Source organism: Vagococcus lutrae, from assembly GCF_003987555.1.
GTDB lineage: Bacteria > Bacillota > Bacilli > Lactobacillales > Vagococcaceae > Vagococcus_A > Vagococcus_A lutrae.
On the sequence record NZ_NGJW01000001.1, the window covers coordinates 156330 to 183313 of the forward strand.

Here is a 26984-nt window from a genome sequence, read left to right on the forward strand (position 1 = left end):
GGCTTTTCCTCCTGTGTTATTTTATAAGTGGACATTTTGCATGTCATCAGGCATCTCCTGAAAGATATTTAAGCATTCCTTCGTGAAAGGATGATAAAAACTTAAATGATGGCAATGCAAGGCTTGACGCTCCAAGCCACAATCCATGCGTCCACCATATAACTCATCTCCAATGAGTGGACAGCCGATTGCGGCAAAATGAACGCGAATTTGATGTGTGCGTCCTGTATGCAATTGGACTTCTACCAACGCCTTATCTTTTGTACGTTTCTTTAACCAATATTCTGTTAATGACGGCAAGCCGCCTTCTCCCACTGTTCGCTCAATAATCGACGTTTCAACACGCTTGATAGGAAAGTCAATCTTCCCAGTTGGTAACAACTTATCTTTATCATCTCCGACCAATGCTAGATACTTTTTCGTTACCCGACCAGCGCGCAACTCTTTATCCATCATCGCATGTGCATAACCATGTTTAGCAAACAACATTAGCCCCGTTGTATCACGATCCAATCGCGTCACGACATGAATGACTTGATTAGGGTAATTCTGAGACTGGTAATAATGTTTTACCCGGTTCGCCATAGTCCCATTAGGATGATATTGAGCGGGAATAGAGGCAACCCCCACCGGTTTATTGACAATTAAATAATGTTCATCTTCAAAAATAATATCAATTGGTGTTACGTCTGGTAGCAGCGTTTCATGCTCCCCTTCATCAGGTATGATCACAGTGACCTCATCTAAATAGGATAACACATATCGCACTGTTTTTTCTACCCCATTTACACCAATCCAACCACCTTGATACTTGATTTTAGCTAATAAACTTCTGGAAATCCCTTGCTCATTCAAAAACGTCTTTAGCAAACGTGGTTCTTCTTTTTCATAACGCCAACTAAATTTCATCGTCGCCTCCGTTATGCGTATCTTCTTCCTCTATAAAGGCATCTTTTACACGACGCCAAAAATGGGTATGACGGTATGAAGCAAAATGAATCCGCTCATCCGCAATTTTATAACGAATGGAGGCGATAGCTGATTGTGGAAAACTCAATTGATCGATGGTTAATAAATAATCATTGTCAGCGCACAGTCTTACCTCAATCCATTCATCCCCTGCAATCACTAATGGCGACCCTAACGTGCGGTACACGCGATTATTTAGCGAAGCAATCTCTGTTAATTGTAACGCATTAATACGTGGATGTAAGACAGCACCTCCGACACTCTTATTGTACGCTGTCGAACCCGTCGGAGTCGAAACCGATACGCCATCACCACGAAACCGTTCAAAATGCTCCTCTTTGATAAATATATCAGCAACCATTGTCGTATTTACTTTTTTGATAATACATTCATTTAACGCTAAAAAATGTTTTTTCTCCTGTGTTTCATCAGCCAAAGTCACTTCTACATCTAGTAAGGGATAGCTCACACTTTTCTGCTCTTCATGAAGCAAACTATCAACTAACTCTTCTAATTCAAAGTCACGCCAGTCAGTATAGAAGCCTAGATGTCCCGTATGGATACCAATAAATTTTATCGTAGCAAGTTGATGAGCATAACGATGAAACCCTGAAAGAAGTGTTCCGTCACCGCCAATCGTTAAGACGATATCTGGCCGCTCATTGACCATTTCAAATGGCGGTTTATTCAAAAGTGTTTTTAATCGAGTTAGTACTACCTGTGATTGTGGTGAAGGACTTGCTATCATGGCAATCCGCATTTCATTCTCCCTTTCTCTTCCTACTCATCTTTATTCCATTGCTCACGCATAGCTAAGAAATCTTGATAGTAGCGATCATTCATTTTCCCGCGACCGTGTGAAAATAAGTGCTGGGCTTCTTGAATTTCTTCTCTAATTTTTGACATTTCTTCATCTAGTAAGTTAGCGGCTTCCGACGCATTTTTCAAGCGCTCATTAATCTCAGCCGGAAACTCACCTTGATACTTATAGTTCAATGAATGTTCAATGGTCGCCCAAAAATTCATCGCAAGTGTTCGAATTTGAATTTCTGCGTATAACTTCTTTTCACCAGTGACTAATTGAACCGGATATTCAATAATCAAATGATACGAACGGTAACCACTTTCCTTATTATGCGAAATATAATCACGTTCCTGTACGACAGTCATATCTTTACGGTTCTTAATAATATGAACGACTTCATAAATATCATCTACAAACTGGCACATGATACGCAACCCCGCGATATCTTGCATCTCTTCTTCTAAATTTTCCATCGAAATGCCGCGAACTTTGGCTTTCGTCTTAATGCTGTCAACGGGTTTTACACGACCAGTGACAAACTCAATCGGCGCGTGTTGATTTTGCTCGCGAAATTGTTTTCGAATCCCTTTTAATTTAATTTTCATTTCTGAAACAGCTTGTTCATATGGTGCTAAAAGCTCGTCCCAATTTGTCATACGACTTCCCTCATTTATACAAAAAATAAAAATCCTGCATCTTCTATTTTATCATAAAAACGACAGAACCGTTAGTCGTCGCCATTATCGATTAAGATGTTTACAGTTGACCTTTTGCTTTGTCTTAGCGAAAATAAAGAAAAGACCTTTAGAGGAGCGACCTTATGGAAACTTTAGAAATTGAATTTAAAAACCTACTGACCCAAGCAGAATTTCAAGCGCTATACAATACTTACCAGTTAGACACGCAACCATCTTGGGAACAAACGAATGTGTACTATGACACACCACAGCACCATTTAGCTGAAAAAAAAGCGGCATTACGCTTGCGACTATTGCCTCACCATGCCGAAGTCACTTTAAAGACCCCTGTTAATCATGGTTTATTAGAAACTACTTTTCCTCTCTCAAAAGAGGAGGGGGACCACTGGATACAAGCAAAACGTTTACCAAGCGCCCCTAATATTATTGAAAAGTTAGAAAGTTTAGATATCGACTATCTCACGCTTCAACCTTTCGCTCAACTTACAACTAGACGCGTTGAATATCCTTTAACAGAAGGCGCCCTGCTCGTCCTAGATGAAAGTTGGTATACCCACGGCCATGACTACGAACTTGAGTTAGAAGTCGAAGATTTCGAAAAGGGACAGGTTTTGTTTAACTCATTGCTCGCCAAGCATGCTATTCCTAAGCGCCCTACTCCAAATAAAATCCAACGAGCATTTACAAAACTGTTATAAGACACTTTATTTCTCATTTTTCTATTTTTCTGTTACATTTAGGGTACTTAATTAATATTTATTGGAGCGATGGTCATGTTAGAAATTTATGTCTTTGTGCACCCGCTTTGTTCCGACTGTCTTAAAACAGAAAAACAGATTTTACAACTTGTCCAACAGGTTTCAAAAAAAGTAAAGTGCCATTTTATTCCGATGCTTAGTTTGCCAAGTTTTGAACAGCAAATTCAGCAAAAAGAGGATGAACTATCCTTAGGCGAACGCAATCAACTCTTTCAAGACTTATATCAATTTACTTTAGATTATAAAACGATTCAGTTGCAAGGTAATCGACTAAGCCGACGCTTTATGTTAGCTGTCCAAGAGCAGTTTTGTCATCAAAAATATCCTTATACAAGCGATTTAATCAAAAAAACCGTACACGAAATAGGTGCAGATTGGGAAACGTATCGCCTCGACAGAAAATCACCTATCATCCAACACTTTTATGAACTCGATCAACAAATTGCCAAAGATATGGGACTGACACATCACGTTGGTGCTGTTATTTTCCACTATGATAAACATATGGACTTTGGTATTTATACGGATGAACATCCTTCATATGAAGTACTTTCTGAGTTGATTTTAGGGGACTTAACCGATAAGGAACGTTATTCTTTCTCTACATTGATTGATAAAGCAACGCATTGGCAAACTACTCACTGTCATCTGATTGAACAGAAAAAGTAACACATGACGGTTCTAAGCGAATAATGTGCAAGTATGACAACAACCAAAAAGAGTCACCAATCCTAAAATGGATTGGTGACTCTTTTGTTATTGGCTTTTAAAGCAACGTTTTCAACTCAACTTCTGGATATTTGTCCGCAAACCAACGCATAGCAAACTGGTTCTCAAATAAGAATAACGGTTGGTCATAACGGTCTTTCACTAAAATATTACGACTAGAGCCCATATTTTCATCCAATTGTTCTGGGTCAATCCAACGAGCGGTTTTATTTCCCATAGGTGTCATAATTACTTCGGTATTATACTCATTAAGCATTCGGTGTTGGAATACTTCAAACTGCAATTGTCCAACTGCACCGATGATATAGTCTTCTGTGACATACGTTTTGTATAACTGAATAGCACCTTCTTGGACTAACTGTTGCATCCCTTTATGGAATGATTTTTGTTTCATGACATTTTTCGCCGTAACTTTCATAAACATCTCTGGCGTAAATTGTGGCAATTCTTCATAAGCAACATCCAGCTTACCGCTATAAATGGTATCGCCTATTTGATAATTACCCGTATCATACAACCCAATAATATCCCCCGCTACCGCATTTTCGACAGTTTCTCGACTATCCGCCATAAATTGTGTCGAGTTATTTAATTTAATCTTCTTACCCGTGCGTTCTAACGTGACGTCCATACCACGTTCAAACACGCCCGAACAAACACGCACGAAAGCAATTCGGTCTCGATGAGCAGGGTTCATGTTAGCTTGAATTTTAAAAATAAAGCCAGAGAAATCCTCATTGTCTGGTTCGACAATCGTTTCATCTTGAGTCTTATGAGCAGAAGGTTTTGGCGCAAATTGTAAAAATGTCTCTAAGAATGTTTGTACACCAAAATTCGTTAACGCAGAACCAAAGAATACAGGCGTCAACTCACCCGCTGCGACTAAGTCGGCATCAAACTCATTACCCGCTTCGACGAGCAACTCAACTTCCTCTAAGACTTGGCGATAAATACTATCTTGAGCGAGTTTATGTTCACTTGGCAACTCGCCTTCTTCATTTAACATAGCAAAGCGTTCGTTATCATATTTTTCAGGGTGATAAAATTCAATTCGTTTATGATAAATATCATAAATTCCTTCTAACCCTTTCCCCATGCCAATCGGCCAATTCATCGGATAGGAATCAATCTCTAAAACTTCTTCTAACTCTTCTAATAAATCGAGTGGGTCACGACCGTCCCGATCTAGTTTATTCATAAATGTAAAAATAGGAATCCCACGCATGCGACAAACTTGGAAAAGTTTTTTCGTTTGAGCTTCAATCCCTTTAGCTGTATCTACTACCATGACAGCTGCGTCCACAGCCATTAATGTCCGATAGGTATCTTCAGAGAAATCCTCATGTCCCGGGGTGTCTAAGATATTCACACGTTTTCCATCATAGTCAAATTGCATAACCGAGCTGGTAACAGAAATCCCACGTTGCTTTTCAATTTCCATCCAGTCTGATTTAGCAAAATTCCCCGTCTTTTTCCCTTTTACTGTTCCTGCAGAGCGTATCGCGCCACCAAATAATAATAATTTTTCTGTAATCGTTGTTTTCCCCGCATCCGGATGCGAAATAATCGCAAACGTGCGACGCTTATCGACCGCTTCTTGTATCGTTTCTTTCATTTATATAGACTCCTTTAATCTTGACTTGTGCTCACTTATTTTCACAATAACAAGCGCTAGTATATCATGAAAAAGATGTGAAATAAAGTCAGGCTATGACGGTTCTTGACTATCTTCTACCGCATGAGAGACGTGTTCAAACGTATCCGCCAAGATTGCCATAACGTGATCATCATCTAATGAGTAGTAAACCGTCTTCCCTTCTTTGCGTGACTTCACAAGATGATTAGTTCTTAAAACACGTAATTGATGCGAAACAGCGGATTGTTCCAACCCTATCTTTTCACTAATGGCTCCAACATTTAACTCTGAAACAGTCAATGCCGTTAATATTTTCAAGCGTGTAGGATCTCCCAACGCTTTATATAGCTGACTTACCGACTGGATTAGTGTCTCACTTGGTTCTAAACGAATCTTTTCGCTCATGTTTTCTCCTCATCCTTTTCCTTTATACATATAGTAAAAAACTGTTAATGACCAGCTCAGCTGTGATTAACAGTTTTACTTTTACTTTTAATGTTTCTCGACTAAGCGTTGAATATCCGCTTTAATGTCATCTAATTTTGCTTGAGCTACATCTCTTTCTTCCCCTTGTACGCCAATGTAAAATTTAATCTTTGGCTCCGTTCCGGAAGGGCGAATCGCTACCCAACTACCATCTTCGAGTAAATATTTTAACACATTCGCTTGTGGTAACGTAATGTCGCTAACCTGACCTTCATTCGTCGTAGCTTTTTGTGTTTGGAAGTCTTGTGTGACGACGACGTTCTTACCTCCAAATGATTGGATTCCCTCAGCACGTGTGTCACGCATTAACGCTTTGATTTTCTCAGAGCCTTCCGCACCGTCCATTGTAACAGAAATCGTTTCTTCGATGAAATAACCATATGTTTCAAATAACTCTTGTAAAGCGTCATACATGGTTTTGTTTTCCGCTTTATAATAAGCAGCAATCTCTGCTAGTAATACGAGTGCTTGAATCGCATCTTTATCTCGAGCAAAATCTTGAATCAAATAGCCATAACTTTCTTCAAATCCAAATAAGAAAGTCTTCTCACCGGTTGCTTCATATTCTTTAATTTTTTCCGCAATAAACTTAAATCCAGTCAAAACATCAACCATTTCAATATCAAAATCTTTTGCAATCGCAGTAGCCATCTCACTTGATACAATAGATTTTAACGCCACACCATTTTGAGGAAGTGTTTGTGCATCGCGGTGAGCTGTCAAAATATAATGAAGCATGATAGCCGCAATTTGATTACCTGTTAAGATAGTATATTCCCCATCAGGCATTCTCACCGCCGCACCTAAACGGTCAGCATCAGGGTCTGTGGCTAATAGCAAATCTGCTTCTTCTTCTTTCCCTAGACGAATCGCATACTCAAATGCGGAATATTCTTCTGGGTTGGGCGATTTCACGGTTGAAAAATCCGGATCTCCTTCTGCTTGTTCTGGTACAATCACAAAGCTATCAAAACCTGCTTGTTTCAAAGCACGCTCTCCTAGCATTTTACCCGTACCGTGTAGAGGTGTATAGACCAGTTTTAAATCTTTCCCCACTGATGCTACTAATTCGTGATTAATAGTCACGCGTGACATCTCTTCTAAATAGCGGGCATCTAATTTTTCACCGATTGTTTCAATCAATTCATGCTGTTCATCCGCCACTTCTAATTCCAATGGGTTTTCAACCGCACGCACGAAACGTGTCACCGCATCGGCATCTTGTGGGGGCATTTGTCCGCCATCTTCACCATATATTTTATAGCCATTATAAGCTGCTGGATTATGACTAGCTGTAATCATAACACCCGCAATACAGTTTAATTCGCGTACAGCAAAGGATAACGTCGGTGTTGGACGTAAGCTTTCAAAAACATACGCTTTAATTCCATGATGAGCTAAAACACGCGCTGTCTCCAAAGCGAACTCAGGCGACTGATGACGTGAATCATAAGCAATCACGACGCCACGTTCTTTAGCTGCTTCACCTTTTTCTAAGATAAGTTGACTCAGTCCCTCTGTCGCTTGACGAACCGTATAGATATTCATACGATTAATCCCCGCGCCCAGAATACCGCGCATCCCAGCCGTTCCAAATTCAAGCGGTTGGTAAAATGCATCGTATTTTTTATCGGCATCTTCTGCAAGGGCTCTCATATCTGCTTGTAAGTTTTCTGGTAAAGTCTGACAACTATTCCAAGTTTCAAATAACGTTTCAACTGTTTTCATAATTCGACTCCTCTTGTAAAAATTCATTCATGTTCATATTATATCATTAATTTGTTTTCTTTCCTATCGAATAAAAAAAAGAAAGAAAGCTAAAACCATCGCTTTCTTTCTCTCGTTTGTTACGCATAATCAACGTATATCTTTACATTTATTGATAAATGGCTTTAATCGGATCGATTTTCGCTGCATTAAAGGCTGGAATAATTCCGAATACTAAACCAATAGCCGTCGAAACAGATGCAGAGATTAATGTCATCTTAAGACTGACAATTGCTTCAATCTCAAACACAGATGACAGTCCTTGAGCTATCAACCAGCCAAGTAAGATACCAATCAATCCACCGATTAAGGTAATAAAGGCTGCCTCCATTAAAAATTGTAGCAATATGTTAGACGGGCGCGCGCCTATCGCACGTCTAATCCCGATTTCACGTTTACGTTCAGTAACAGAAACGTACATGATATTCATGACACCAATACCACCAACTAATAAGGATATAGCCGTAATCATCACTAGGCCGATAACGACTTGTTGAATCATTTTCTCGACTTCTTGACGCATTTGCTCGTTTGATTTATCTTCTTCAAACTCACCGATTAAATCTGGATGTGCTTCTTTTAATAAATCATTAGCTTGCATGATGATACTCTCACGGTCTGCACCGTCTTGAATGGTAATTTTAATCGCATTCATCGGTTTACTTTTTGTTAGTTGATTATAAGCTTTCTTTGGCACGACCGAATAAAAATCATTCTCGTCAAATGTCGTAGAAAAACCACCTTCAAAATCAATTTCCTTCTTAACGCCGATAACTAAAAATTTTTCGCCATCAACATCTATCGCACGTCCCACAATATTCGCAGGGTTCTTCGTTCCTAAACTATATTGCAACGTATCATGCGCTAAGACAATCACATTTTCATTCACATCTGCCGGTGTAATATCTCGACCATAAGCGACTTTATTGTCTCCTTGATTCGCGACAATTTCCGTGCCACCACTACTTGTAAAATATTGAATATTAGCACTGATCGTTTCAATTGAACTCATTCCATATCCGTATGAACCGGCAATACCTTTAACATTTTCAAGTTGTTGCAATTGTTTTAAATCATTACGAGTAAAGTTAAATGGCTCATAGTTTTGAGCGACTTCATCATCATCTTCTCCAACTTCTTCTCTAAAAATCAGTTTGATTACATTGGAATTAGTCGACTCCATCATTTTTAGACTGCTTTGTTTCATTCCTTCACCGATTGCTGAGACAGTTACTACGGCAGCAATCCCAATGATAATACCAACCATGGTAAGAAACACGCGTAGCTTATGTGCTCGTAAACTTAAAAACGTACTCAGGATGAGATTTTTAAACATCCGTCTCAACCTCCTCATCCATAAACAACCCGTCTTTCATGCGAATAACACGTGTTGCATATTTCTTCATATCATCATCATGGGTTACCATGACGATTGTTTTGCCTTCTTGATTAAGCTTGGTCAAAATCCCCATAATATCACGACTTGTTTCACTATCTAAAGCCCCTGTCGGTTCATCTGCCATAATTAATAGCGGGTCATTCACAAGTGAACGCGCAATAGCTACCCGTTGTTGTTGTCCACCAGACAGCTCCGTTACTTTTGACTTTTCTTTTTCAGATAAGCCCACCATATCTAAATAGTGCTTCGCAATTCGTTTGCGTTCATTATCTGACTTTTTACCTTCATATACCATAGGGAGTCCAACATTTTGACTGACATTCAACGACTGAATTAAGAAAAACTGTTGAAAAATAAACCCTAGATATTTATTACGTAAATCTGATTTTTGATTCTCTGTTAATTTTGAAACATCTTCTCCATTGAAAAAGTAATGACCGTCAGAGATTTGATCTAGAAAGCCAATAATATTCATTAGCGTGGTTTTCCCACTACCAGATTTTCCCATAATCATGACGAATTCGCCACGATAGATAGTCAAATCTAGATTTTTTAATACATGAAGTTGCTCTTTACCCACAGGATAATATTTATTAATTCCTTTCATTTCAATTAAAGGAATGGCGTGTGAGGAAATATCTGTCATTTTTATTCCTCCTCTTCTACGACTGGTGCTTCGCCACCAATAATGTCTCCATCTTTCAGAGGTGTTTTAGAACTAACAATCACACGATCCATTGCCTCTAGACCTTGAGTGACTTCAACTTCTTTCTCTTTACTTGCTTCCTCTTTTTTATCAGCTTTGGCTTTCTCGTCACCTTCTTTAACTTCCGGTGTTTCAGCTTCTGCTGCTTCTTTGATGGTAATATTTTTTCGTAACACTGTTCCAAAATCATCTACTAATACATAGGCTTGCTCGCCTTCATGTTTTACCGCTTTGCTTGGAATCTTAATCGCTTTATCACTTAAATTGACTGCTGCTTGCACATGGAAGCCATTTTTCAAGTTTTCTTTCGATTCAATAGAAAGCTTAACCGTATAGTTTGATAAGTTACTTGAGCCGCCGCCCATTTCTCCTTCACCACCGGAACCTTGTCCAGGTGTTTCAGAAATATAAGTAATCGCACCATTGACATTTTCATTATTCGCGATAATCTTAATATTCGCTTTTTGGTCAACCTTCAACTTTTCAACATCTTTCTCATTGACCGTCCCTACCACATAATAGTCTTCAGACGTTAAGTTCAAAATCGCACTGTCTCGTGTTTTTTCTTGAGGTATAGAAACTTTTCCTTTAAATGGTGCTTTAACTTGATTGACTTGACGCGCCATGACATCATTTAACTGCTCTTGTAATTGCGTCAAACGAACATCAAAACTATTAATATCATAGCGTAAAGCAATCGCTTCACGTGCTTCTGGCGTGTTTTGGCTAGGTGCTGTCTCTTCTCCTTCTTCTGTTGAAGCTGCGCTACCAGATGCCAATTGTTTTAATTCTAATTCCATTTGGCGAACCGCTTTATAACGTTCTGCCTCTGTTGATTGAATCGTCGATTTAATTTCAGCAATTTCTTTTTCACTGTTTGGGTCAACATATTGATATAATACAGTGCCTTCTTCTACTAAATCACCGTTAGCTACTTGTAAATCTCCCAGTTTTCCTAACGTATCATCCTTCACAAATTCTTGTGATCGAACAGGTGTGACAGTTCCGTTAATAAAAACTTGTTTCAAGCCAACAATATCAAAATATTCAATCCCGTTATCCTCAGGCCCCTCCATATTTTCTGGTAGGTCTTTTTTGCCGCCTAATCCAAACAATAAATAAGCTATTACCGCTACGACTAAAACGACGCCTCCAATTATAAATCCTCTTTTTTTCGTCATGTTTCTACTCCTTTTTTGCAATACCTTTACAAGTATGACAAGTTTATTTAATAGTTGTCACTATTATAATACATCGGCATAGCATCTCCCACTCTTTTTTTGAATTTTAATCTTACAATCTTGTCACAATAAAAAAAGAGCTATGGGAAATCCCATAGCTCCTACTTTAATTATTAAGCTTTAACGATGTTTGTTGCTTGAAGTCCACGTTGGCCTTCTTCAACATCAAAAGTTACTGCTTGACCTTCTTCTAATGTTTTGAATCCTTCAGATTGGATAGCTGAGAAATGTGCAAACACATCTGTACCGTCCTCTTGTGTAATAAATCCAAAACCTTTGTCTGCGTTAAACCATTTTACTGTACCGTTATTCATAAATATTTCCTCCTAATACGTACTTATGTACGCTTGTTATTGCAATAATATGACGTATAAAAGGAAATAATATTTCTTAAAATATGTATCCTAATGTGTATCAAAATCACTACATTAATAACTATAACATGTTCCCATGGGTTTGTATAGCTTTATTACTTATAATCTTATTTTGCTTCCATTAGTTCTAATGGTGAATCAATTTTTTTATCTAGTTTTTTACCAGAGAAGTGATCATAAGCAGCTTGCAGAGCAATACGTCCCATTTCTTCAGGTTGTTGCGCAATCGTTGCATTTAAACGGCCGTCTTTTACAGCTTTCACACCATCTTCGTTTCCGTCAAAACCGACAACAATCACATCTGTTTTTCCAGCTGCTTCTAACGCTTCCAATGCACCTAACGCCATTTCATCATTTTGTGCAAAAACAGCTTGAATATCTTTCGTTGATTGTAAGATGTTTTCCATAACGGTTAAGCCCTTAGCACGGTCAAACTCTGCTGATTGTTTTTCCACGACTTCTAATTTACCGTCTGCAAATTCATCAAACCCTTTTCCACGTTCACGTGTTGCTGAAGCACCTGGTACTCCTTCTAACTCGACAACACGTCCATTTTCACCAATTTTATCTAAAATAAACTGAGCCGCCATTTCGCCACCTTTTACGTTATCAGATGCAACAAGAGTTAAAACCTCGCCGCCGTCACTACTACGGTCAATGGTAATCACAGGAATATTCGCTGCATTAGCCGATTCGACAGCGGGTTGAATGGCAGAAGAATCTACAGGATTAACTAAAATCACATCGACTCCTTGTTGAATTAAATCATCCATATCGTTACTTTGCTTCGCCGAATCATTTTGTGCATCGACTACGACCGTCTTCGTACCATTCTCGTCTGCCAAATCAACAATACCTTCTTTTACAGAGACAAAGAACGGGTTGTTCAATGTGGAAATACTTGCGCCAACTTTTAATTCACTGGCCTCTTTCTTCTCCACGTCTCCACTATCTTTTGCACCGTTATCCAGTGTGGCTGCACCACATCCTGCTAACATCAAACCTGTGACTGCTAAACCTGCTAATAATTTTTTCATTGCTATTTCCCCCTTTTATTTTTTCTTACGGTCAAGTAAGACCGCAATAATAATCACAATACCTTTTACAATTTGTTGATAGAAACTTGAGACACCTAGTAAGTTAAGACCGTTATTAATCGTCCCGATAATAAGTGCCCCGACTAATGTGCCAAAGATACGTCCTTTCCCACCAGAGAGACTCGTACCACCTAAGACCACGGCAGCAATCGCATCCATTTCAAAAGCTTGACCAGCAGTTGGTTGTGCAGAATTTAAACGAGACGTTAAGATAATCCCTGAAAGAGAAGCCATTAAACCAGATAACGTATAAATCCACATTTGAACACGGTCGGTATTAACACCAGCTAGTTTTGCTGCTTTAATATTGCCACCAATCGCATAGGTTTTCTTCCCGAAAGCTGTTTTATGTAACAAAACAAAGAGTAAAGCAAAACTAACAAGCATGATAATAATTGGAAACGGAATACCAAATAAATAACCACGTCCGATAAATTGGAATAAGAAACTATCTCCAATACCGGTAATCGGATTCCCGTTTGTATAAACGAGTGTCAAGCCACGATAAATTGTCATTGTCGCTAAAGTGGCAATAAATGGCGCCATATTGCCTTTTGCAATAAGCAAGCCGTTAATCATCCCTAAAATAGCCCCAACCATTAAGCCCGCTATCATTGCAAGTAATGGCGACATGCCTGATGAAATCAGCCCTGCTACAAAAGCTCCTGATAATGCCAACGTTGAACCAACTGATAGGTCAATCCCACCTGTTAAAATAACAAAGGTCATGCCGAATGCAATCAAGGCATTGACAGATACCTGACGCAACAAGTTTAATAAGTTAACAGACGATAAAAAACTCGGATTCATAATCGTCACTAAAATCACTAGGACGACCAGTGCCACAAGGGGTCCCAATTTCGAAAGCCATTTTCCCATATCTTTTGATGATTTTTGTTTCGTCATTTCTTTATTCATTGATAATTCCTCCTGTCGCAAGTTGCATGACACGTTCCTGAGTAGCTTCTTCTTTCGCTACTTCTCCCATCAAGCGTCCTTCGCGTACTACCATAATGCGATCACTAATACTTAAAACTTCTGGTAAATCACTGGAAATCATGATAATCGCCACGCCACGTTCAGCTAACTCGTTGATTAATAAATAAATCTCACGTTTTGCACCTACATCGACTCCACGAGTCGGTTCATCTAAAATTAGTACTTTTGGCCCAATTCCTAGCCATTTGGCTAAAACGACTTTTTGCTGATTCCCTCCTGACAAGCTACTTGCAGGGTCTTCAACGCTCGCTGTCTTAACTGTTAAACGCTCGACTAACAATTCAACAAAATCATCAATGAGCTTATCATTTAATAACCCCGCCTTTGAAAATTCACCAACAGAAGGTAGTAAGACATTGTCACGAATAGAAAAATCTAGAATCAATCCTTCATCTTTTCGGTCTTCAGTTAGAAAACCAATACCTTGACGAATGGCTTCTTCTGGACTTTTAATCGTCAATTCTTTGCCTTCTAAACGAATCGTCCCACGACTCTTAGGTAGTAAACCAAAAATCGTGCGCATGATTTCCGTTCGACCAGCGCCCATTAGACCTGAAAAACCGAGTATCTCGCCACTTCGCACGTTAAAGCTAATATCTTCAAATACACCGTCTAACGCTAAGTTTTCTACCTCAAAACGAACTTCGCCAATCTCACTCGTTTTTTCTGGATAAAAGTCACCAATCTCTCGACCAACCATCTCGCGTACGACTTGTTCCATTTGCGTTTCCGCGATTTGACGAGTCGAAACAGAGATACCATCACGCATGACCGTAATCCGATCACACATCTCAAAAATTTCTTCCATACGATGCGAAATATAAACAATCGATACGCCCTGCGCCTTTAGCTTATGCATGACATCAAATAACACACGTATTTCACGATTGGTTAAGGCGGCAGTTGGCTCGTCCATGATAATCACTTGCGCATTCGTCATTAACGACTTCGCAATTTCTATCATCTGTTGTTGACCAACTGACAACTCGCCCATTTCTCGATACAAATCAATCTTAATATTTAACTGTTCAAAAACCGCTTGTGCTTCCTTCTCCATCGCTCGATAGTCCAGTAAGCCCAGTTTCGTCCGCTTTTCACGATTTAAAAACAAGTTATCAATCACTGACATTTCACCAATCGCATTAATTTCTTGATGAATGAAACTCACACCAGCTAATTCGGCTTCTTTTGTTGAATTATAATAGGTTTCCTGACCATCTATCACAATCGCGCCCGCATCTCGCTTGTGCAATCCTGTTAAAATATTCATTAACGTCGATTTCCCTGCACCATTTTCTCCCATAAGCGCGTGAATCTCGCCTGGCAGTAATTCAAAATCAACACCTTCTAATACACGATTGGCACCAAATGCTTTTTTAATGCCTGTCATCGTAATTTCCATCTTGTCACCCCATTCTTTCTAAAACAAAACACCCGCATGTAATATCACATTAGCAAAAGGGGTCGCTTCCCCCGTTCGAATGACAGCTACTGCTTGTTGACTCTGTTCTTTTAATGTTTCATGACTCACCCAATCAATCATGTCCTCTGAAAAACGCTGTTGCATGGCATACGCCATTTCAGGATTTTGTGGGACTATTTCATTGGCCAACGTGATTTTTTCAATCTCCATATCATCCATCACGCAATCTAAAACTGTTAAAAAGTCAGGGGTTCCTAGTGTCAACGCCACATCAATTTTTTTAACCCCTTTTGGCACAGGTAAACCTGCATCTGCGATAATTAATTGATCCGTATGTCCTAAATCTGCTAACACCTTACTAATTTCACTATTCAATATGCCATGTTTTTTCATATGCTTCATGCTCCTTTAAAACTGAAATCGTCGGAATCCCTGCTTGCGCACCGGCTTTTTGAATCGCCACTGATGAAGCTAAATTTCCAAATGTCACACTATCTTTTAACGCCCAGCCATTAACAATCCCAACCGCTAAGGCACCATTAAATGTATCACCAGCTCCTGTCGTATCCACCGGTCGTACGAGAAACGGTGGTACTTTTACCATCGCTTTTCCGTCATAGAAAACAGCCCCTTCTGACCCTAATGTAATAATGAGCTTATTTGGATACATCTTTAAAACGGTTTCATAATCTTGCCCTGGAAATAGCACTTCAAACTCCGTTTCATTCGGTGTTAAATAAGTCGCTTGATTCAATGTTTTTTCCGATAAGGCACGCGCGGGAGCTGGATTTAAAATAGTCGGAATATCGTGACGATCACAAAAATCTACGACCCACTCTACCACATCTGCTGCGATTTCATGTTGCAACACGACCACGTCACTAGCAAGTAAACGTTCCGTTTGGGCTTCTAAATGCGCCACTGACAAATCACCGTTACTACCCGGCACAATAATAATACGATTATCGCCATCTTTGACAATAATATGAGCAACACCAGTAGATTGATTGGCTATTGTTGCCATCCCTTGTGTGTCAATGCCGTTTTCTTCTAAATTATGTAACACATCCTGTCCAATTTGGTCATCACCTACTGCACCAATCATCGATACTTTTGCCCCTAAACGACTGGCTGCGACTGCTTGATTAGCCCCCTTACCACCAAAAAACGTTTCAAACGTCCGACCAAAAACCGTTTCACCTTCACGAGGTACCACGTCCGTATTGACCACATAATCGACTGAACAACTTCCTACTACTGTTACATGTTTCATACAATCACCTTTCTCATCGTTTGTCCTTCTACCATCTCCACGGGAATTGTAATACTCTCCGTTTCAATAGGCTCATTCTCAATCTTTTTAATTAATGTTTCTGCTGCTAAATAGCCCATGTGATAAACATTTTGCTTAACAGTCGTCAGCTGCGGAGTCGACAATTCTGCAAAATCAATCCCGTCATACCCCATAATTTGTAAATCATTAGGCACATCAAGACCTTGTTGTAAAGCAGCTTTTAAAATATACATGGCGTGCATATCATTCGTCGCCACAACCGTATCAATTTCTCCGACTCTCTCCAGAACAGTCGCAACAATCCGATTAATCGTTTCAAGCCCAAACGTTTCCACCGCCAATGTTTCATAAGGTATAGCCGCCTGTTCCAAGGAATTTATCAGTGCTTTATTCTTTTGTTGAACACTCATTAATTCTTGAGGACCGACCATAATCAACACTTTCTTAGGTTGTGTTTGACACACATACTCTCCAATCATTCGTCCACCTAATTGATGATCTGATTTAACAAAAAACTGACTCTCTTTTGTCGTACGGTCAACTTGAATAAATGGAATCGCGCTCTCCTGTTCTTCGCTAGCTTCAACCGCCGTGATAATCCCTGCAAAATTATGTTGTTGGAATGAACGATAATATTGTTCTTGGCGAGCAGTATCGTTCGACGTATTACTCAACACCATTTGATAATTTTTTTCTACTAAGAAATCTTCCGCTCCTCGAGCTAACATTGGAAAAAAGGGGTTTGTAATATCTGGTAAAAGTAACGCAATCATTCGCGTTTTATTTTGAAATAATGAACGGGCAATCTCATTAGGTCGATAATCTAACTTTTGAATAGCCGCTTCTATTTTTAATTTCGCCTGATCGCTTACGTATCCTTTGTTGTTAATATAACGCGATACCGAAGCGACAGATAAACCTGCTTCTTTCGCGACTTCCTTAATCGTAGCCATCACTATCACCCTCACTTTTTAAATAGGTAACCGATTACACATTAAATTGTAACCGGTTACCTATCTTTTGTCAAATAGTTTGTGTTATATAATTTTTATCCATAAATTGGTATAAAAAAGACAACAGTCGTTTAACTGTTGTCTTTTCCTTTAATTTATTTCGCTACTTGTTTTCTTTTCAGATAAGCAACGATAGTGATTATCATCATTCCTACCCAAACAAGCCAAAGTGTTGCAGATTCTCCTGTTTGAGGTAATCGTTTTTCTTCTGTTTTCGGTGCCTTATCTTCAGGCTTCGCTGGTTTTGTAGGTTCTTCAGGATGAATATCCTCTACATACGTATTCGTTACCGTATAACCTGTTTCCATATCACCTGAAATGGTACTTTCGTACCCAGGAACGGCCACTTCGTTTACTGTGTACTGGATTTCTTCACCGTCTTGATATTGATCAAGCTCTGTAAAGACATATTGCCAGTTGTTGTCTTCCGATAATGTGATTTCGGATACTTTTTCACCATTCGCAAGAAGCTCTATTGTAACTTGTTCTGCTTTAGGTCCTACCCATTCTTTGGTGACACCGATACTGCGATTTCCTTCAATCGTATTGACAATAGTAAAGCCATTTTCCATGTCACCTGTCATTGTACTACTGTATCCGTCAAGCGCTACTTCTTCCACTGTATAGTCAATCGCTTCGCCTGTCTTCGCATCGTACTGTGGCAAGTTTTCAAAAACAGCCTGCCATTCATTATCTGCGGATAGTTCTAAGTCTGATACTTTTTCACCGTTCGCTAATAACTGAACCGTTACCGAGTCAGCTGCTTTCCCTACCCATTGTTTTTCAACAGGGATATCCATTGTTTCAATGTTCGTATTCACTACTTTGAAACCTGTTTCCATATCACCTGAAATGGTACTTTCGTACCCAGGAACTGCCACTTCGTTTACTGTGTACTGAATTTCTTCGCCGTCTTGATACTGATCAAGCTCTGCAAAGACATGTTGCCAGTTGTTGTCTTCCGATAATGTGATTTCTGATACTTTTTCACCATTCGCAAGAAGCTCAATTATGACACTTTCTGCTTTCGGTCCTACCCATTCTTTGGTGACACCGGTACTGCGTTTTCCTTCAATCGTATTGACAATCGTAAAGCCGTTTTCCGTGTCACCTGTCATTGTACTACTGTATCCGTCAAGCGCTACTTCTTCTACTGTATAGTCAATCGCTTCGCCTGTCTTCGCATCGTATTGTGGCAAGTTTTCAAAAACAGCCTGCCATTCATTATCAGCGGATAGTTCTAAGTCTGATACTTTTTCACCGTTCCCTAATAACTGAACCGTTACCGAGTCAGCTGCTTTCCCTACCCATTGTTTTTCAACAGGGATATCAATGTGTTTTAATTCATTTTCAATAACCGCTATTTCTTGAGCATTGTTAGCTTCTAGATTTATTTCCTGTGTTTCTTGCGGATTAAATACCACATATTCTGGTGCGTTTATTTCTCTTACTACAAGTTTTCCTGGTTTAAATCCTGACGCTCTAATCTGACCATTCTCGTCAGTTGTAAAGTTTTCTTTAGTTTCTGGTTTATTTTGATATAAAGGACCGCCGTCTTCTCGTTCAATCTCAAAAGTAACACCTGGTATTGCAACTTCAGTACCTGCGACAATCTTATTGATATTTAAAAAGGCACGTACTTTACCAGAGATATTACCACCTACATCAATATTAATAACACGACCTTCATTATCAATATGACCTGGCTTTTGATCTTCAAAAAAGTCAAAAGACGCATTATTCGTAAATTCTTTTAAATCATTATTAGTAATCAACGCATCATAAGTGAAGGCAAATTCACGACCATTAAGAACTTCTTCAGGTATTTCTATATCAATCGTACCGTCTGTCATATTGTAATCAATCTTAGAACCTGCCGCTGTTCCGTACTCTGAAGCTAAAAATTCCTCAATACTTGAAAAGCCAACATAATGTGTTTGGAATTGTTGACCACCCCAGTATAATCCAATCTCAATACCTGAACCATCAAGAAGTTGTCCTTCTCCTAATTTATCATGAATAACAAGAGGTCCACCTGGATAAGCATCTCCATTAATATTCCCTCTTAAAAACCATGTAACGTAGCCTGGTTTTGCAGCACCATACATCATGCCAGTCTTACCAGCGAATATACCGCGATCGCCACCCTTAGTATTAGAAACATTCACTATTTGATTGCCTACTGTTAAGGTGTGTGTACTGTCTTCTTCCACGTTTAACCCCGATAAAGTAAGCGTAAAATCACCATGAATATCATGTTGTCCTTGAATCCCCTCTGAAAAAATCATTGTAATTCCAGTATGATCGACTTTGATTTCCACGTTTTCAATTTCCGGTAATTTAGAATTTAACTCAAAACCTGCTACCCCATCACTGGTTATTGGTATATGAATTTCTTTTCCTGGATAAATATAATGTTCACCAGACGCATCCTCACTCTGTCCGGCAAAAGTTAACGTCACTTGAAAGTCCTGTGTATGACTAATATCAGTTGGACTTACACGTAAATCAGTAATAATCTCATCGAATCCTGCTTTTTCTTGTGCTTTCACTAACGTCATAAAGCTTGGTACAAACTGTCCAATAACGAAAATCAGCGTCATGATCGATGTTAACCATCTATTCTTATTCAACATATAACTCTCCCTTTTTTAGCACACGTGAGATTAAAAATTAGAAAAAGATGTCTCTTGAACAATCATTTTGGCGGACTTATCATAATCTCTTTTCAAGACACGATTTAAACTCTTCGCATCGGTAAAGCCATTATTGAGTGCCACGTCCATGACCGTTCCATTTCCTTTTTTTAATTCATCAATAGCATGCATACTTCGGACACGTTCTATGTAGTTCGAAACCGTATAACCTGTATAATCTTTAAAAAATTTACTTAAATGGCTGACAGAAACATTCACTTCTTTAGCGATTTTAGCCAATGGCAAACGCTCTTTATAATGTTGATGAATATAACATAAAATGCTATCGAGTAATATCATATCTTCACAACCAGGTAATTCCGTTCGTTCATCTGAAAAAGCAGCAATTAAAATTCCTGCTACTTGCAAGACAAGTCCTGTATAGATAAAATCAGGTAGTGTGTTATCACTTACTTGTTTCAACTCCACGATTTCATCAAAAATTCTTTTTAACTTTTCATAGCTAGTTTGCTGAAATTGACTCATACGTTCTATATCAGGTAGATGATAAGAGTAATTCATGAATTCAGGGCAATAGTTTCTAACAAATTCTAATGGAAAGATTACGGTTAAAAATTGAGTTTCTTCATCAAAACTCACACAGTCAAGGCCATGAACTTCATAAGAATTAACAATCATCATCTCTTCCGTCGTTCGCTTGACGACTTTGCCATTTAAATAATAACTGTCTACCGAACCTTTATTGATATAGTTTATTTCAAGCTCTGGGTGCCAATGTCTTGGCATGGTATACGTTCCGTCATAATCTTGCTTTCGGATGATGTTACTACTCGCATTCCATTTCTGCAAATACTCATCGATATTGTGACTATTAAAATTCATCACAATCGGCTTCGTCTCAATATTATAAAAAGACTCCATCGGATAACGTCGATTAGGCATTTTATCTGTCCTCCTTTCCAAGAAAATTTAAACGATTACATGCGAACATCATAGTTTGAGTCCGCAGTTGATTATAGTGATACTCTCATTTCCTATCGATGCTTTTATCATTTAATTTTAGGGCGAAAATTATTTTCATAAAATCAAACACCTTAGAATCATTATTGTATCGCGTTTTTTCTGTATTCTATTTCATTTTTCTTATAAATAACATAATTTGTGAAAAACTATCGTTATATTAACGTTTTTTTAAGGCTATATTCACATGCCTAACTTACAAAAAACATTCATCCGTTCAATTTTTTTCATTCTTGTCAAAATAAAAAAACAGGCACTTAGAGTGATTCTCTAAGTGCCTGTTCTGGCTAGATAACTTATTCTGTTTCCTCATTCTTACTAAAGAATTTCTTTTCTTTTTCTTCCTCATCCACTTCTTCTTCAGGATGAAACTTTACTCTTATTTGTAAAACACGTGAACCTTCCATCTCTTCTGATGTCAGAGTTAAATTATCAACTTCGTAAGTTAATTTTTCATTTTCTTCAGGAATCGTTCCTAAAGCAGTAATTAAGTAACCTGCCATCGAGTCGACATCATTCATATCTAACTTCGTATTGAAACACTCATTAAACTCATCGATTGGCATGCGTCCTTGTACAAGGTATTCATTCTCACCAACTTGAGTGTATAGATTTTCTACTTCGTCAGATTCGTCATCAATCTCGCCAACAATTTCTTCTAGCAAATCTTCTAACGTCACAATGCCCACCATTCCGCCATATTCATCAAGTAGAATCGCCATTTGATTTTGCGTACGACGTAATTCTAATAATAAATCATCAGTAAAAATCGTTTCAGGTACGAATAACGGCTCATGGATAACATCCATCAAATCTATTTTTTCAAATCCGTGCTGATGAGCATATTTTAATAAATTTTTCAAATGGAGCACACCAATGACTTTGTCTTTGTCATCTTCATAAACGGGAATCCGTGAGAAGTTTTGCGACATGACTTTATCTAAATTTTCATCAATCGGATCAAGTAAATCAATCATGAAAGCATCCGTACGTGGTACCATGACTTCTCGAGCTAACGTGGTATCAAGGGAAAAAACACCCTGCACCATTTCCAACTCATCCATTTCTAAGACGCCTTCTTTTTCTAATAAGTAACGCATTTCATCACGCGTCATCTTATTATCATCATCGTCAAATTTCATTGGCGTAATTCGGCTAAGCAAGTCCGTCGAAACTGATAGTAGCCAAACAAATGGACGAGCGATAAAGCCTATCGCCATAATCGGTCCAACAGCAAACTGTGCGACCTCTTCCGATTTATTTAACGCAATCCGCTTAGGATATAACTCTCCAAACACAATTGAGATATACGTTAAAGCAATCAAAACAATAAACTTAGATGCTTGAATCGCCCATATCTTATCACCAAAAACCGGCGCTAATTTTAGAGCAAAGCTATCTGCTAAAGACGCCCCGGATAAAATATTGACTAATGTAATGCCAACTTGAATCGTCGATAAAAAATTACTCGTATTATCTAATAATTTAACCAATCGTTCAGCAGCCTTATCGCCACCTTCTGCTTTCTGTTGAACTCGATTAATATTCAACGACACGACGGCAATCTCTGCCGCGGCAAAAAAGGCGTTTAGTAATGTCAAGACAATTAAAATACCAAATAATACTAATAAAGACTGACTCTCTGGATCAGCAGTCATACGCTGTTCTCTCCTCACAAAATAAATTTAATTAAAACACAATTAATCAACATTCTATCACAAACACCACTATCTTTCAATTTTTTCAATCGTTTTGTCAGTGTCTTTTTGCGATAACAACTCTCGTCGATTCCTAACTTGTACCATATCATACACATGGATAAAAACTGTCTTACACACTGCATAGAACGGTACACCTAAAATCATACCTAATAATCCGGCAATATTCCCTGCGACTAATAAAATGATGATAATCGTTAACGGATGAATATCCAAACTCTTACCAATCACATTAGGATAAATAATATTCCCGTCGATTTGTTGGACAATTAACACGACCACACAAGCGAGTGCCGCATGTAACAACGCTTTTTCATGACCACTAAACAAAGTAACAAATAGAGCTGGTGCTAAACCAAGATACGGCCCAACATACGGAATCATATTCGTAATCCCAGCGATTATACCAAATAGAAAGGCATATTCGACACCAATAATCTTGTACCCAATCATCGTTCCTACCGCTACGAACGTACATTCAATCGCTTGCCCGCTAATATACTTAGAAATGGTTTGACTCATCTTGCTTAAGAGAGATAATATCTCCTCTTTTGACTGTGTTGGAAGATACTTTTCTAACATAGGTATCATTCGATCTCCGTCTTTTAACATGTAAAACAGCATAAACGGTACTGTAACAACTACAATTGTTATATTAGCAAAAACCCCAACAAAAGAACCCAGTCCAGAAGAGACACCATTAATGACATTTTTGACAATTGAGCCTAAAGATAAATCCATTTTATCTAAATAAGATTGCACGTCTAAGTCTCTTACAAATGGATGTTTGAATAATTGATTAGTCCAATTTTCAACAGATGTGACAACTTGAGGTAAATTTTGAATTAACTGACCCATCTGCTTCACGAGATTAGGAATAATTAAACTGACAAAAAAGATAAAGATTCCGATGAAAAAAAGTAACACCACTACTACTGACAAATTCTTAGATAGCTTAGCCTTTTCTTGCAGCAATTCCACTAACGGATTTAACATGTAATATAAAAACCCTGCAATTAAAATAGGTGAAAATAACGTTGAAAAGAATGTGAAGAACGGCTGAAACACAAAATCAATCTTCGTCGACACGAAAATCAAACTCGCAATAATCAACAATTCGAGAGACCAAAACATCAATTTAGAGTTTCTTAATCGCTCAAACATTTAAAACCTCCTTATTTTTACTTAATAACCATTTAAAAATGACACTATCTACTATATAATACAAAATATATATAAATTATCCTTTTTTTAAAAATGATTGTCAATATATTTATCACAATAGGAGGGCCCCTCATGATTTATCACATTGAACACACAGATACTATTATTTCGCCTATCTATCAAGACGCTCTCACACTTAGAAAAATAATCTTTGTTGAAGAGCAAAATGTTCCACTTTCTATTGAAATTGATGCTTTTGAAAAACACTGTCGTCACTTCGTCTTATATCATGACGAAACCCCTTTAGCCACCTGTCGTTCCTTACCACTTGAAAATGCTCAGTTAAAACTACAACGTATGGCAGTAAAAAAAGAGTATCGTGGTCAGCACATTGGTTCCTATCTCTTAAATCATGTGATTCAAGATGCTCAAAACGAAGGATATCACTCTATCATTCTAGGAGCACAAGAACACGCTGTTCCTTTTTATCAAGCTTTAGGGTTTAATATTTGTAGTCCACGCTACATGGATGCTAATATTCCTCATTTTGACATGAAAAAAGAAATTTAACTGGAATTATTGTTATTTTTTGTCCATAAGACTTGAAATCACGCGTAAACATCAGTATCCTTTACATAGCAAATAAATCAAGGAGTCGCCATATGACACAAAAACAACGACAGCTTATACTTGGTCTGATTGTTCTTATTTTAATACTGTTCATTACGTTATTAAGCTTAAAATATAAAAATAAATCACCGAGAAATGGTTGGGTTCCAAATACTCCTCCTATTGTACAAACAATTTTTAAAACATCTGGAGAAGAGATTATTTTTGAAGAGCCCTACCATAAACATCAAACTGCACAACAATTAGACGAACTAGAAAATCAATTAACTGATGTTACGGAAAATATTAGAAGCAATGAGAGTAAAGAATCTTATCTAAAATGGCAACTCGCAGTTGAAGATACGATACGCTATTGTCAAAGACACGGCGATATGCGCCATATCCAGCAAGGAAAAGAGCTATTAACAAAAGGTTTCCTAAAATTTTACGAATCACCCTAAGCCAATTCTAGCAATTGGCTTTTTTTATTCCTCCCTATTTTGTGCTTTACTTTCTTTTTTTTATCGTTATAATTAGGTTAAGCTTAAATAAAGTTTAGGTGTACCTAAAAAGGAGAGGAAAAATGAAAAAAACAATTATAACATCATTGATAATCAGTGGACTTTTCATAAGTCACAACGTTTTAGCAACAGAGGTGACAACCGATTTAGCAGAACAAAGCGCAGACGTTTCAGAATTGATAGTACCTGAAACCTCATCTCTTGAGATAGGTCACGTTTTTACCGACCAACAAGGTGTTATTTATAAAATCACCTCCATCGATGGTGAACGCGGTGACGTACAAGTAGGTGATGGCGAAAGCCCTATTCCAAATCTTGGCTCGCATGTACAAATCCCTGAAACATTAGATTTTGGAGGGGTTACGTTTACCGTCAAACAAATCGGCAGTTTTGCTTTCACGAAGTATCAAGATGAAGGAGGCGCTATCGCAGAAGGTGGCTCAAATGTAGAAATTATTGAACTACCAAGGACTATCACAACCATTCAACCAAAGGCGTTTTACTCGTCACTTGATTTACGTTTAATTCATTTTACACCAGATAGTCAGTTGACCACGATTGGAAAGGATGCCTTCGCGTTCTCAGGATTGTCTAAAATTTCCATTCCCGATAGCGTGGTAGAAATAGGAGCCAACGCATTCGTCTTTAATGAATTTTTAACCGAGTTTCAGCTTAGCGATACGTCTTCTCTTCAAGTTATAGGAGATGGAGCGTTACGAACAACCCGTCAACTCAAACACATTTATTTACCAGCTTCTCTGATATCTATCGGCGAACGTCCATTTTCAGGTGCTATAGGACTCCAAAGTATTACCGTTAGTCCAGAAAATCTGAATTACAGTTCAATTGACGGAGTCCTATTTAATAAGACACAAGAAACGTTGATAACATATCCAGCAGATCATGATGGCCACTCCTATACCGTTCCTGAAACGGTCGCGACCATTCACGACCACGCTTTCGAATATGATGTCAACTTAAAATCATTAACCTTATCAGATTCTGTCCGTCATGTCGGTGACCTTGCTTTTAAAAATATGCGCAAACTAGAAACCTTGCACTTAAATGAAGGATTAACATCTGTCGGCCGGCTCAGTTTCTATGGTATTAATCAGCTAAAAGAATTAACTTTGCCAAATAGCTTAACCGAATATGGGCGCAATCCTCTCTATGAATTAGACGGGTTGGAACAAATAACGATTGGAACTGGGACGACTCATCTACCCGCTAACTTCTTAGGAGGGCCTTTCACTCAACTTCACACGATAACAATACTAGGTGAAGAGGTTACATTTGATGATGATATGTTTAATTTCTTTGATAGTACGGATTGGCAAAATCTAAAATTTTTCGTTACAAACGAAAACGTTAGACAACGGCTGTTAGATACTTTAACGATTGAAAAAGAACAAGTCAAATTGTTAGAGAGCTTACCAGAAGCCCCAGTCACTCCTACTGAACCAGATGAAACAGAAGATACACAACAACCAGAGAGTCCAAATGAAACAGAAGAAAGTGAAACAGGCACACCGACCACACCTACTCAACCAAACGAAGAGAACGAGAATGAACAGCAAGAAGATAATACGGATACATCAAAAGATAAGGAGCAAGATGATAATAAAACGCCTAAACCTGATGCTGACAAACCTTTAGAAAATGAAATAGATAAACAAACGACTTTACCATCAAGTCCTAACAAGCATCCTAATCACAATCAAGTGGATGTGTCCGTGATACATGCAGAACAACAAGAGCATGCTAAAAAAGCCGCTCATTCATCTCAACGCTTGCCACAAACAAGCGAAGATAAGAAAAGTAATCTCTTACTTGTCATCGGCAGTACACTTTCAACAACTGCCGCGATAATCTTCTATAAGAAACATTAACTTGTTTATTTC

General features: G+C 38.3%; 25 protein-coding genes. 5 read left to right on the top strand and 20 right to left on the bottom strand.

All coding sequences use genetic code 11. From position 1 onward, the window contains the following. Positions 1-21: 21 nt before the first annotated feature. Genes CBF33_RS00775 through yjbM form a run of 3 tightly spaced genes read right to left on the bottom strand, consistent with a single transcriptional unit; the run spans position 22 to position 2430 of the window. On the bottom strand, positions 22-909 hold the full coding sequence (locus CBF33_RS00775; RefSeq protein ID WP_126760724.1) for an RluA family pseudouridine synthase: 888 nt from the start codon (positions 907-909) through the stop codon (positions 22-24). Next, complete coding sequence (locus tag CBF33_RS00780; RefSeq protein ID WP_023605913.1) at positions 899-1729, bottom strand: NAD kinase; 831 nt, start codon at positions 1727-1729, stop codon at positions 899-901. The genes CBF33_RS00775 and CBF33_RS00780 overlap by 11 nt, the downstream gene beginning before the upstream one ends. Positions 1730-1749: 20 nt before the next feature. Next, the gene (gene yjbM, locus CBF33_RS00785) at positions 1750-2430 is read right to left on the bottom strand and encodes a GTP diphosphokinase (protein ID WP_023605914.1); all 681 of its coding nucleotides are present in this window, start codon (positions 2428-2430) and stop codon (positions 1750-1752) included. Between the two features lie 164 nt (positions 2431-2594). Here yjbM and CBF33_RS00790 point away from each other — a divergent pair, with 164 nt between their 5' ends. Next, positions 2595-3170 (top strand): CYTH domain-containing protein, encoded by a 576-nt coding sequence (locus tag CBF33_RS00790; protein WP_126760725.1) that lies wholly within the window; start codon positions 2595-2597, stop codon positions 3168-3170. 75 nt (positions 3171-3245) lie between these two features. Next, positions 3246-3899, top strand: coding sequence for a DsbA family protein (locus CBF33_RS00795; RefSeq protein ID WP_170167718.1), 654 nt, complete (start codon positions 3246-3248; stop codon positions 3897-3899). 97 nt (positions 3900-3996) lie between these two features. On the opposite strand, the gene CBF33_RS00800 is transcribed toward CBF33_RS00795, so the two are convergent. From CBF33_RS00800 to CBF33_RS00880, 17 genes are all read right to left on the bottom strand, one after another. Beyond that, positions 3997-5574: a peptide chain release factor 3 gene (locus CBF33_RS00800; protein ID WP_126760727.1), complete on the bottom strand. Its 1578-nt coding sequence runs from the start codon at positions 5572-5574 to the stop codon at positions 3997-3999. 93 nt (positions 5575-5667) lie between these two features. Further along, complete coding sequence (locus CBF33_RS00805) at positions 5668-6000, bottom strand: ArsR/SmtB family transcription factor (protein ID WP_126760728.1); 333 nt, start codon at positions 5998-6000, stop codon at positions 5668-5670. 87 nt (positions 6001-6087) lie between these two features. Then, a complete protein-coding gene (locus CBF33_RS00810) occupies positions 6088-7809 on the bottom strand; it encodes a phospho-sugar mutase (protein ID WP_126760729.1) in 1722 nt (573 codons plus the stop codon). A gap of 148 nt (positions 7810-7957) precedes the next feature. Next, the gene (locus tag CBF33_RS00815; protein WP_170167719.1) at positions 7958-9184 is read right to left on the bottom strand and encodes an ABC transporter permease; all 1227 of its coding nucleotides are present in this window, start codon (positions 9182-9184) and stop codon (positions 7958-7960) included. Next, positions 9177-9893: an ABC transporter ATP-binding protein gene (locus CBF33_RS00820; protein ID WP_023605921.1), complete on the bottom strand. Its 717-nt coding sequence runs from the start codon at positions 9891-9893 to the stop codon at positions 9177-9179. Before CBF33_RS00820 ends, CBF33_RS00815 begins: the two co-directional genes overlap by 8 nt. A 2-nt stretch (positions 9894-9895) precedes the next feature. Next, the gene (locus tag CBF33_RS00825; RefSeq protein ID WP_126760731.1) at positions 9896-11134 is read right to left on the bottom strand and encodes an efflux RND transporter periplasmic adaptor subunit; all 1239 of its coding nucleotides are present in this window, start codon (positions 11132-11134) and stop codon (positions 9896-9898) included. A gap of 173 nt (positions 11135-11307) precedes the next feature. Beyond that, entirely contained in the window at positions 11308-11508 is a 201-nt protein-coding gene (locus CBF33_RS00830) for a cold-shock protein (protein WP_023605923.1), read from the bottom strand. A gap of 167 nt (positions 11509-11675) precedes the next feature. Continuing rightward, a complete protein-coding gene (locus CBF33_RS00835; protein ID WP_126760732.1) occupies positions 11676-12605 on the bottom strand; it encodes a D-ribose ABC transporter substrate-binding protein in 930 nt (309 codons plus the stop codon). Between the two features lie 15 nt (positions 12606-12620). Then, a complete protein-coding gene (locus tag CBF33_RS00840; protein ID WP_023605925.1) occupies positions 12621-13583 on the bottom strand; it encodes an ABC transporter permease in 963 nt (320 codons plus the stop codon). Further along, entirely contained in the window at positions 13576-15066 is a 1491-nt protein-coding gene (locus CBF33_RS00845; RefSeq protein ID WP_126760733.1) for a sugar ABC transporter ATP-binding protein, read from the bottom strand. The genes CBF33_RS00840 and CBF33_RS00845 overlap by 8 nt, the downstream gene beginning before the upstream one ends. An 18-nt stretch (positions 15067-15084) precedes the next feature. Then, positions 15085-15480, bottom strand: coding sequence for a D-ribose pyranase (rbsD, locus tag CBF33_RS00850; protein WP_126760734.1), 396 nt, complete (start codon positions 15478-15480; stop codon positions 15085-15087). Further along, positions 15455-16360: a ribokinase gene (rbsK, locus tag CBF33_RS00855; protein WP_126760735.1), complete on the bottom strand. Its 906-nt coding sequence runs from the start codon at positions 16358-16360 to the stop codon at positions 15455-15457. The genes rbsD and rbsK overlap by 26 nt, the downstream gene beginning before the upstream one ends. Further along, complete coding sequence (locus CBF33_RS00860; protein ID WP_126760736.1) at positions 16357-17334, bottom strand: LacI family DNA-binding transcriptional regulator; 978 nt, start codon at positions 17332-17334, stop codon at positions 16357-16359. Before CBF33_RS00860 ends, rbsK begins: the two co-directional genes overlap by 4 nt. A gap of 155 nt (positions 17335-17489) precedes the next feature. Further along, entirely contained in the window at positions 17490-20027 is a 2538-nt protein-coding gene (locus CBF33_RS00865; RefSeq protein WP_170167720.1) for a Cna B-type domain-containing protein, read from the bottom strand. A 33-nt stretch (positions 20028-20060) separates the two neighbouring features. Next, complete coding sequence (locus CBF33_RS00870; RefSeq protein WP_126760738.1) at positions 20061-20993, bottom strand: AraC family transcriptional regulator; 933 nt, start codon at positions 20991-20993, stop codon at positions 20061-20063. 374 nt (positions 20994-21367) lie between these two features. Further along, positions 21368-22729: a hemolysin family protein gene (locus CBF33_RS00875; protein ID WP_126760739.1), complete on the bottom strand. Its 1362-nt coding sequence runs from the start codon at positions 22727-22729 to the stop codon at positions 21368-21370. Between the two features lie 69 nt (positions 22730-22798). Next, entirely contained in the window at positions 22799-23953 is a 1155-nt protein-coding gene (locus tag CBF33_RS00880) for an AI-2E family transporter (protein ID WP_126760740.1), read from the bottom strand. Between the two features lie 132 nt (positions 23954-24085). On the opposite strand from CBF33_RS00880, the gene CBF33_RS00885 reads away from it, so the two are divergent. The 3 genes from CBF33_RS00885 to CBF33_RS00895 all read left to right on the top strand — a co-directional run bounded on the left by CBF33_RS00885 (position 24086) and on the right by CBF33_RS00895 (position 26972). Beyond that, positions 24086-24523, top strand: a complete 438-nt coding sequence (locus CBF33_RS00885; protein WP_126760741.1) for a GNAT family N-acetyltransferase — start codon at positions 24086-24088, stop codon at positions 24521-24523. Positions 24524-24615: 92 nt separating this feature from the next. Continuing rightward, complete coding sequence (locus CBF33_RS00890; RefSeq protein WP_126760742.1) at positions 24616-25023, top strand: hypothetical protein; 408 nt, start codon at positions 24616-24618, stop codon at positions 25021-25023. Positions 25024-25145: 122 nt separating this feature from the next. Further along, positions 25146-26972, top strand: a complete 1827-nt coding sequence (locus tag CBF33_RS00895) for a leucine-rich repeat domain-containing protein (protein WP_126760743.1) — start codon at positions 25146-25148, stop codon at positions 26970-26972. The last annotated feature ends 12 nt before the right edge of the window (positions 26973-26984 follow it).

Excerpts from the sequence above, each read along its gene's own strand:
- CBF33_RS00775 (WP_126760724.1), bottom strand. The coding sequence starts at position 909 with ATGAAATTTAGTTGGCGTTATGAAAAAGAAGAACCACGTTTGCTAAAG.
- CBF33_RS00780 (WP_023605913.1), bottom strand. The coding sequence starts at position 1,729 with ATGCGGATTGCCATGATAGCAAGTCCTTCACCACAATCACAGGTAGTA.
- yjbM (WP_023605914.1), bottom strand. The coding sequence starts at position 2,430 with ATGACAAATTGGGACGAGCTTTTAGCACCATATGAACAAGCTGTTTCA.
- CBF33_RS00790 (WP_126760725.1), top strand. The coding sequence starts at position 2,595 with ATGGAAACTTTAGAAATTGAATTTAAAAACCTACTGACCCAAGCAGAA.
- CBF33_RS00795 (WP_170167718.1), top strand. The coding sequence starts at position 3,246 with ATGTTAGAAATTTATGTCTTTGTGCACCCGCTTTGTTCCGACTGTCTT.
- CBF33_RS00800 (WP_126760727.1), bottom strand. The coding sequence starts at position 5,574 with ATGAAAGAAACGATACAAGAAGCGGTCGATAAGCGTCGCACGTTTGCG.
- CBF33_RS00805 (WP_126760728.1), bottom strand. The coding sequence starts at position 6,000 with ATGAGCGAAAAGATTCGTTTAGAACCAAGTGAGACACTAATCCAGTCG.
- CBF33_RS00810 (WP_126760729.1), bottom strand. The coding sequence starts at position 7,809 with ATGAAAACAGTTGAAACGTTATTTGAAACTTGGAATAGTTGTCAGACT.
- CBF33_RS00815 (WP_170167719.1), bottom strand. The coding sequence starts at position 9,184 with ATGTTTAAAAATCTCATCCTGAGTACGTTTTTAAGTTTACGAGCACAT.
- CBF33_RS00820 (WP_023605921.1), bottom strand. The coding sequence starts at position 9,893 with ATGACAGATATTTCCTCACACGCCATTCCTTTAATTGAAATGAAAGGA.
- CBF33_RS00825 (WP_126760731.1), bottom strand. The coding sequence starts at position 11,134 with ATGACGAAAAAAAGAGGATTTATAATTGGAGGCGTCGTTTTAGTCGTA.
- CBF33_RS00830 (WP_023605923.1), bottom strand. The coding sequence starts at position 11,508 with ATGAATAACGGTACAGTAAAATGGTTTAACGCAGACAAAGGTTTTGGA.
- CBF33_RS00835 (WP_126760732.1), bottom strand. The coding sequence starts at position 12,605 with ATGAAAAAATTATTAGCAGGTTTAGCAGTCACAGGTTTGATGTTAGCA.
- CBF33_RS00840 (WP_023605925.1), bottom strand. The coding sequence starts at position 13,583 with ATGAATAAAGAAATGACGAAACAAAAATCATCAAAAGATATGGGAAAA.
- CBF33_RS00845 (WP_126760733.1), bottom strand. The coding sequence starts at position 15,066 with ATGGAAATTACGATGACAGGCATTAAAAAAGCATTTGGTGCCAATCGT.
- rbsD (WP_126760734.1), bottom strand. The coding sequence starts at position 15,480 with ATGAAAAAACATGGCATATTGAATAGTGAAATTAGTAAGGTGTTAGCA.
- rbsK (WP_126760735.1), bottom strand. The coding sequence starts at position 16,360 with ATGAAACATGTAACAGTAGTAGGAAGTTGTTCAGTCGATTATGTGGTC.
- CBF33_RS00860 (WP_126760736.1), bottom strand. The coding sequence starts at position 17,334 with ATGGCTACGATTAAGGAAGTCGCGAAAGAAGCAGGTTTATCTGTCGCT.
- CBF33_RS00870 (WP_126760738.1), bottom strand. The coding sequence starts at position 20,993 with ATGCCTAATCGACGTTATCCGATGGAGTCTTTTTATAATATTGAGACG.
- CBF33_RS00875 (WP_126760739.1), bottom strand. The coding sequence starts at position 22,729 with ATGACTGCTGATCCAGAGAGTCAGTCTTTATTAGTATTATTTGGTATT.
- CBF33_RS00880 (WP_126760740.1), bottom strand. The coding sequence starts at position 23,953 with ATGTTTGAGCGATTAAGAAACTCTAAATTGATGTTTTGGTCTCTCGAA.
- CBF33_RS00885 (WP_126760741.1), top strand. The coding sequence starts at position 24,086 with ATGATTTATCACATTGAACACACAGATACTATTATTTCGCCTATCTAT.
- CBF33_RS00890 (WP_126760742.1), top strand. The coding sequence starts at position 24,616 with ATGACACAAAAACAACGACAGCTTATACTTGGTCTGATTGTTCTTATT.
- CBF33_RS00895 (WP_126760743.1), top strand. The coding sequence starts at position 25,146 with ATGAAAAAAACAATTATAACATCATTGATAATCAGTGGACTTTTCATA.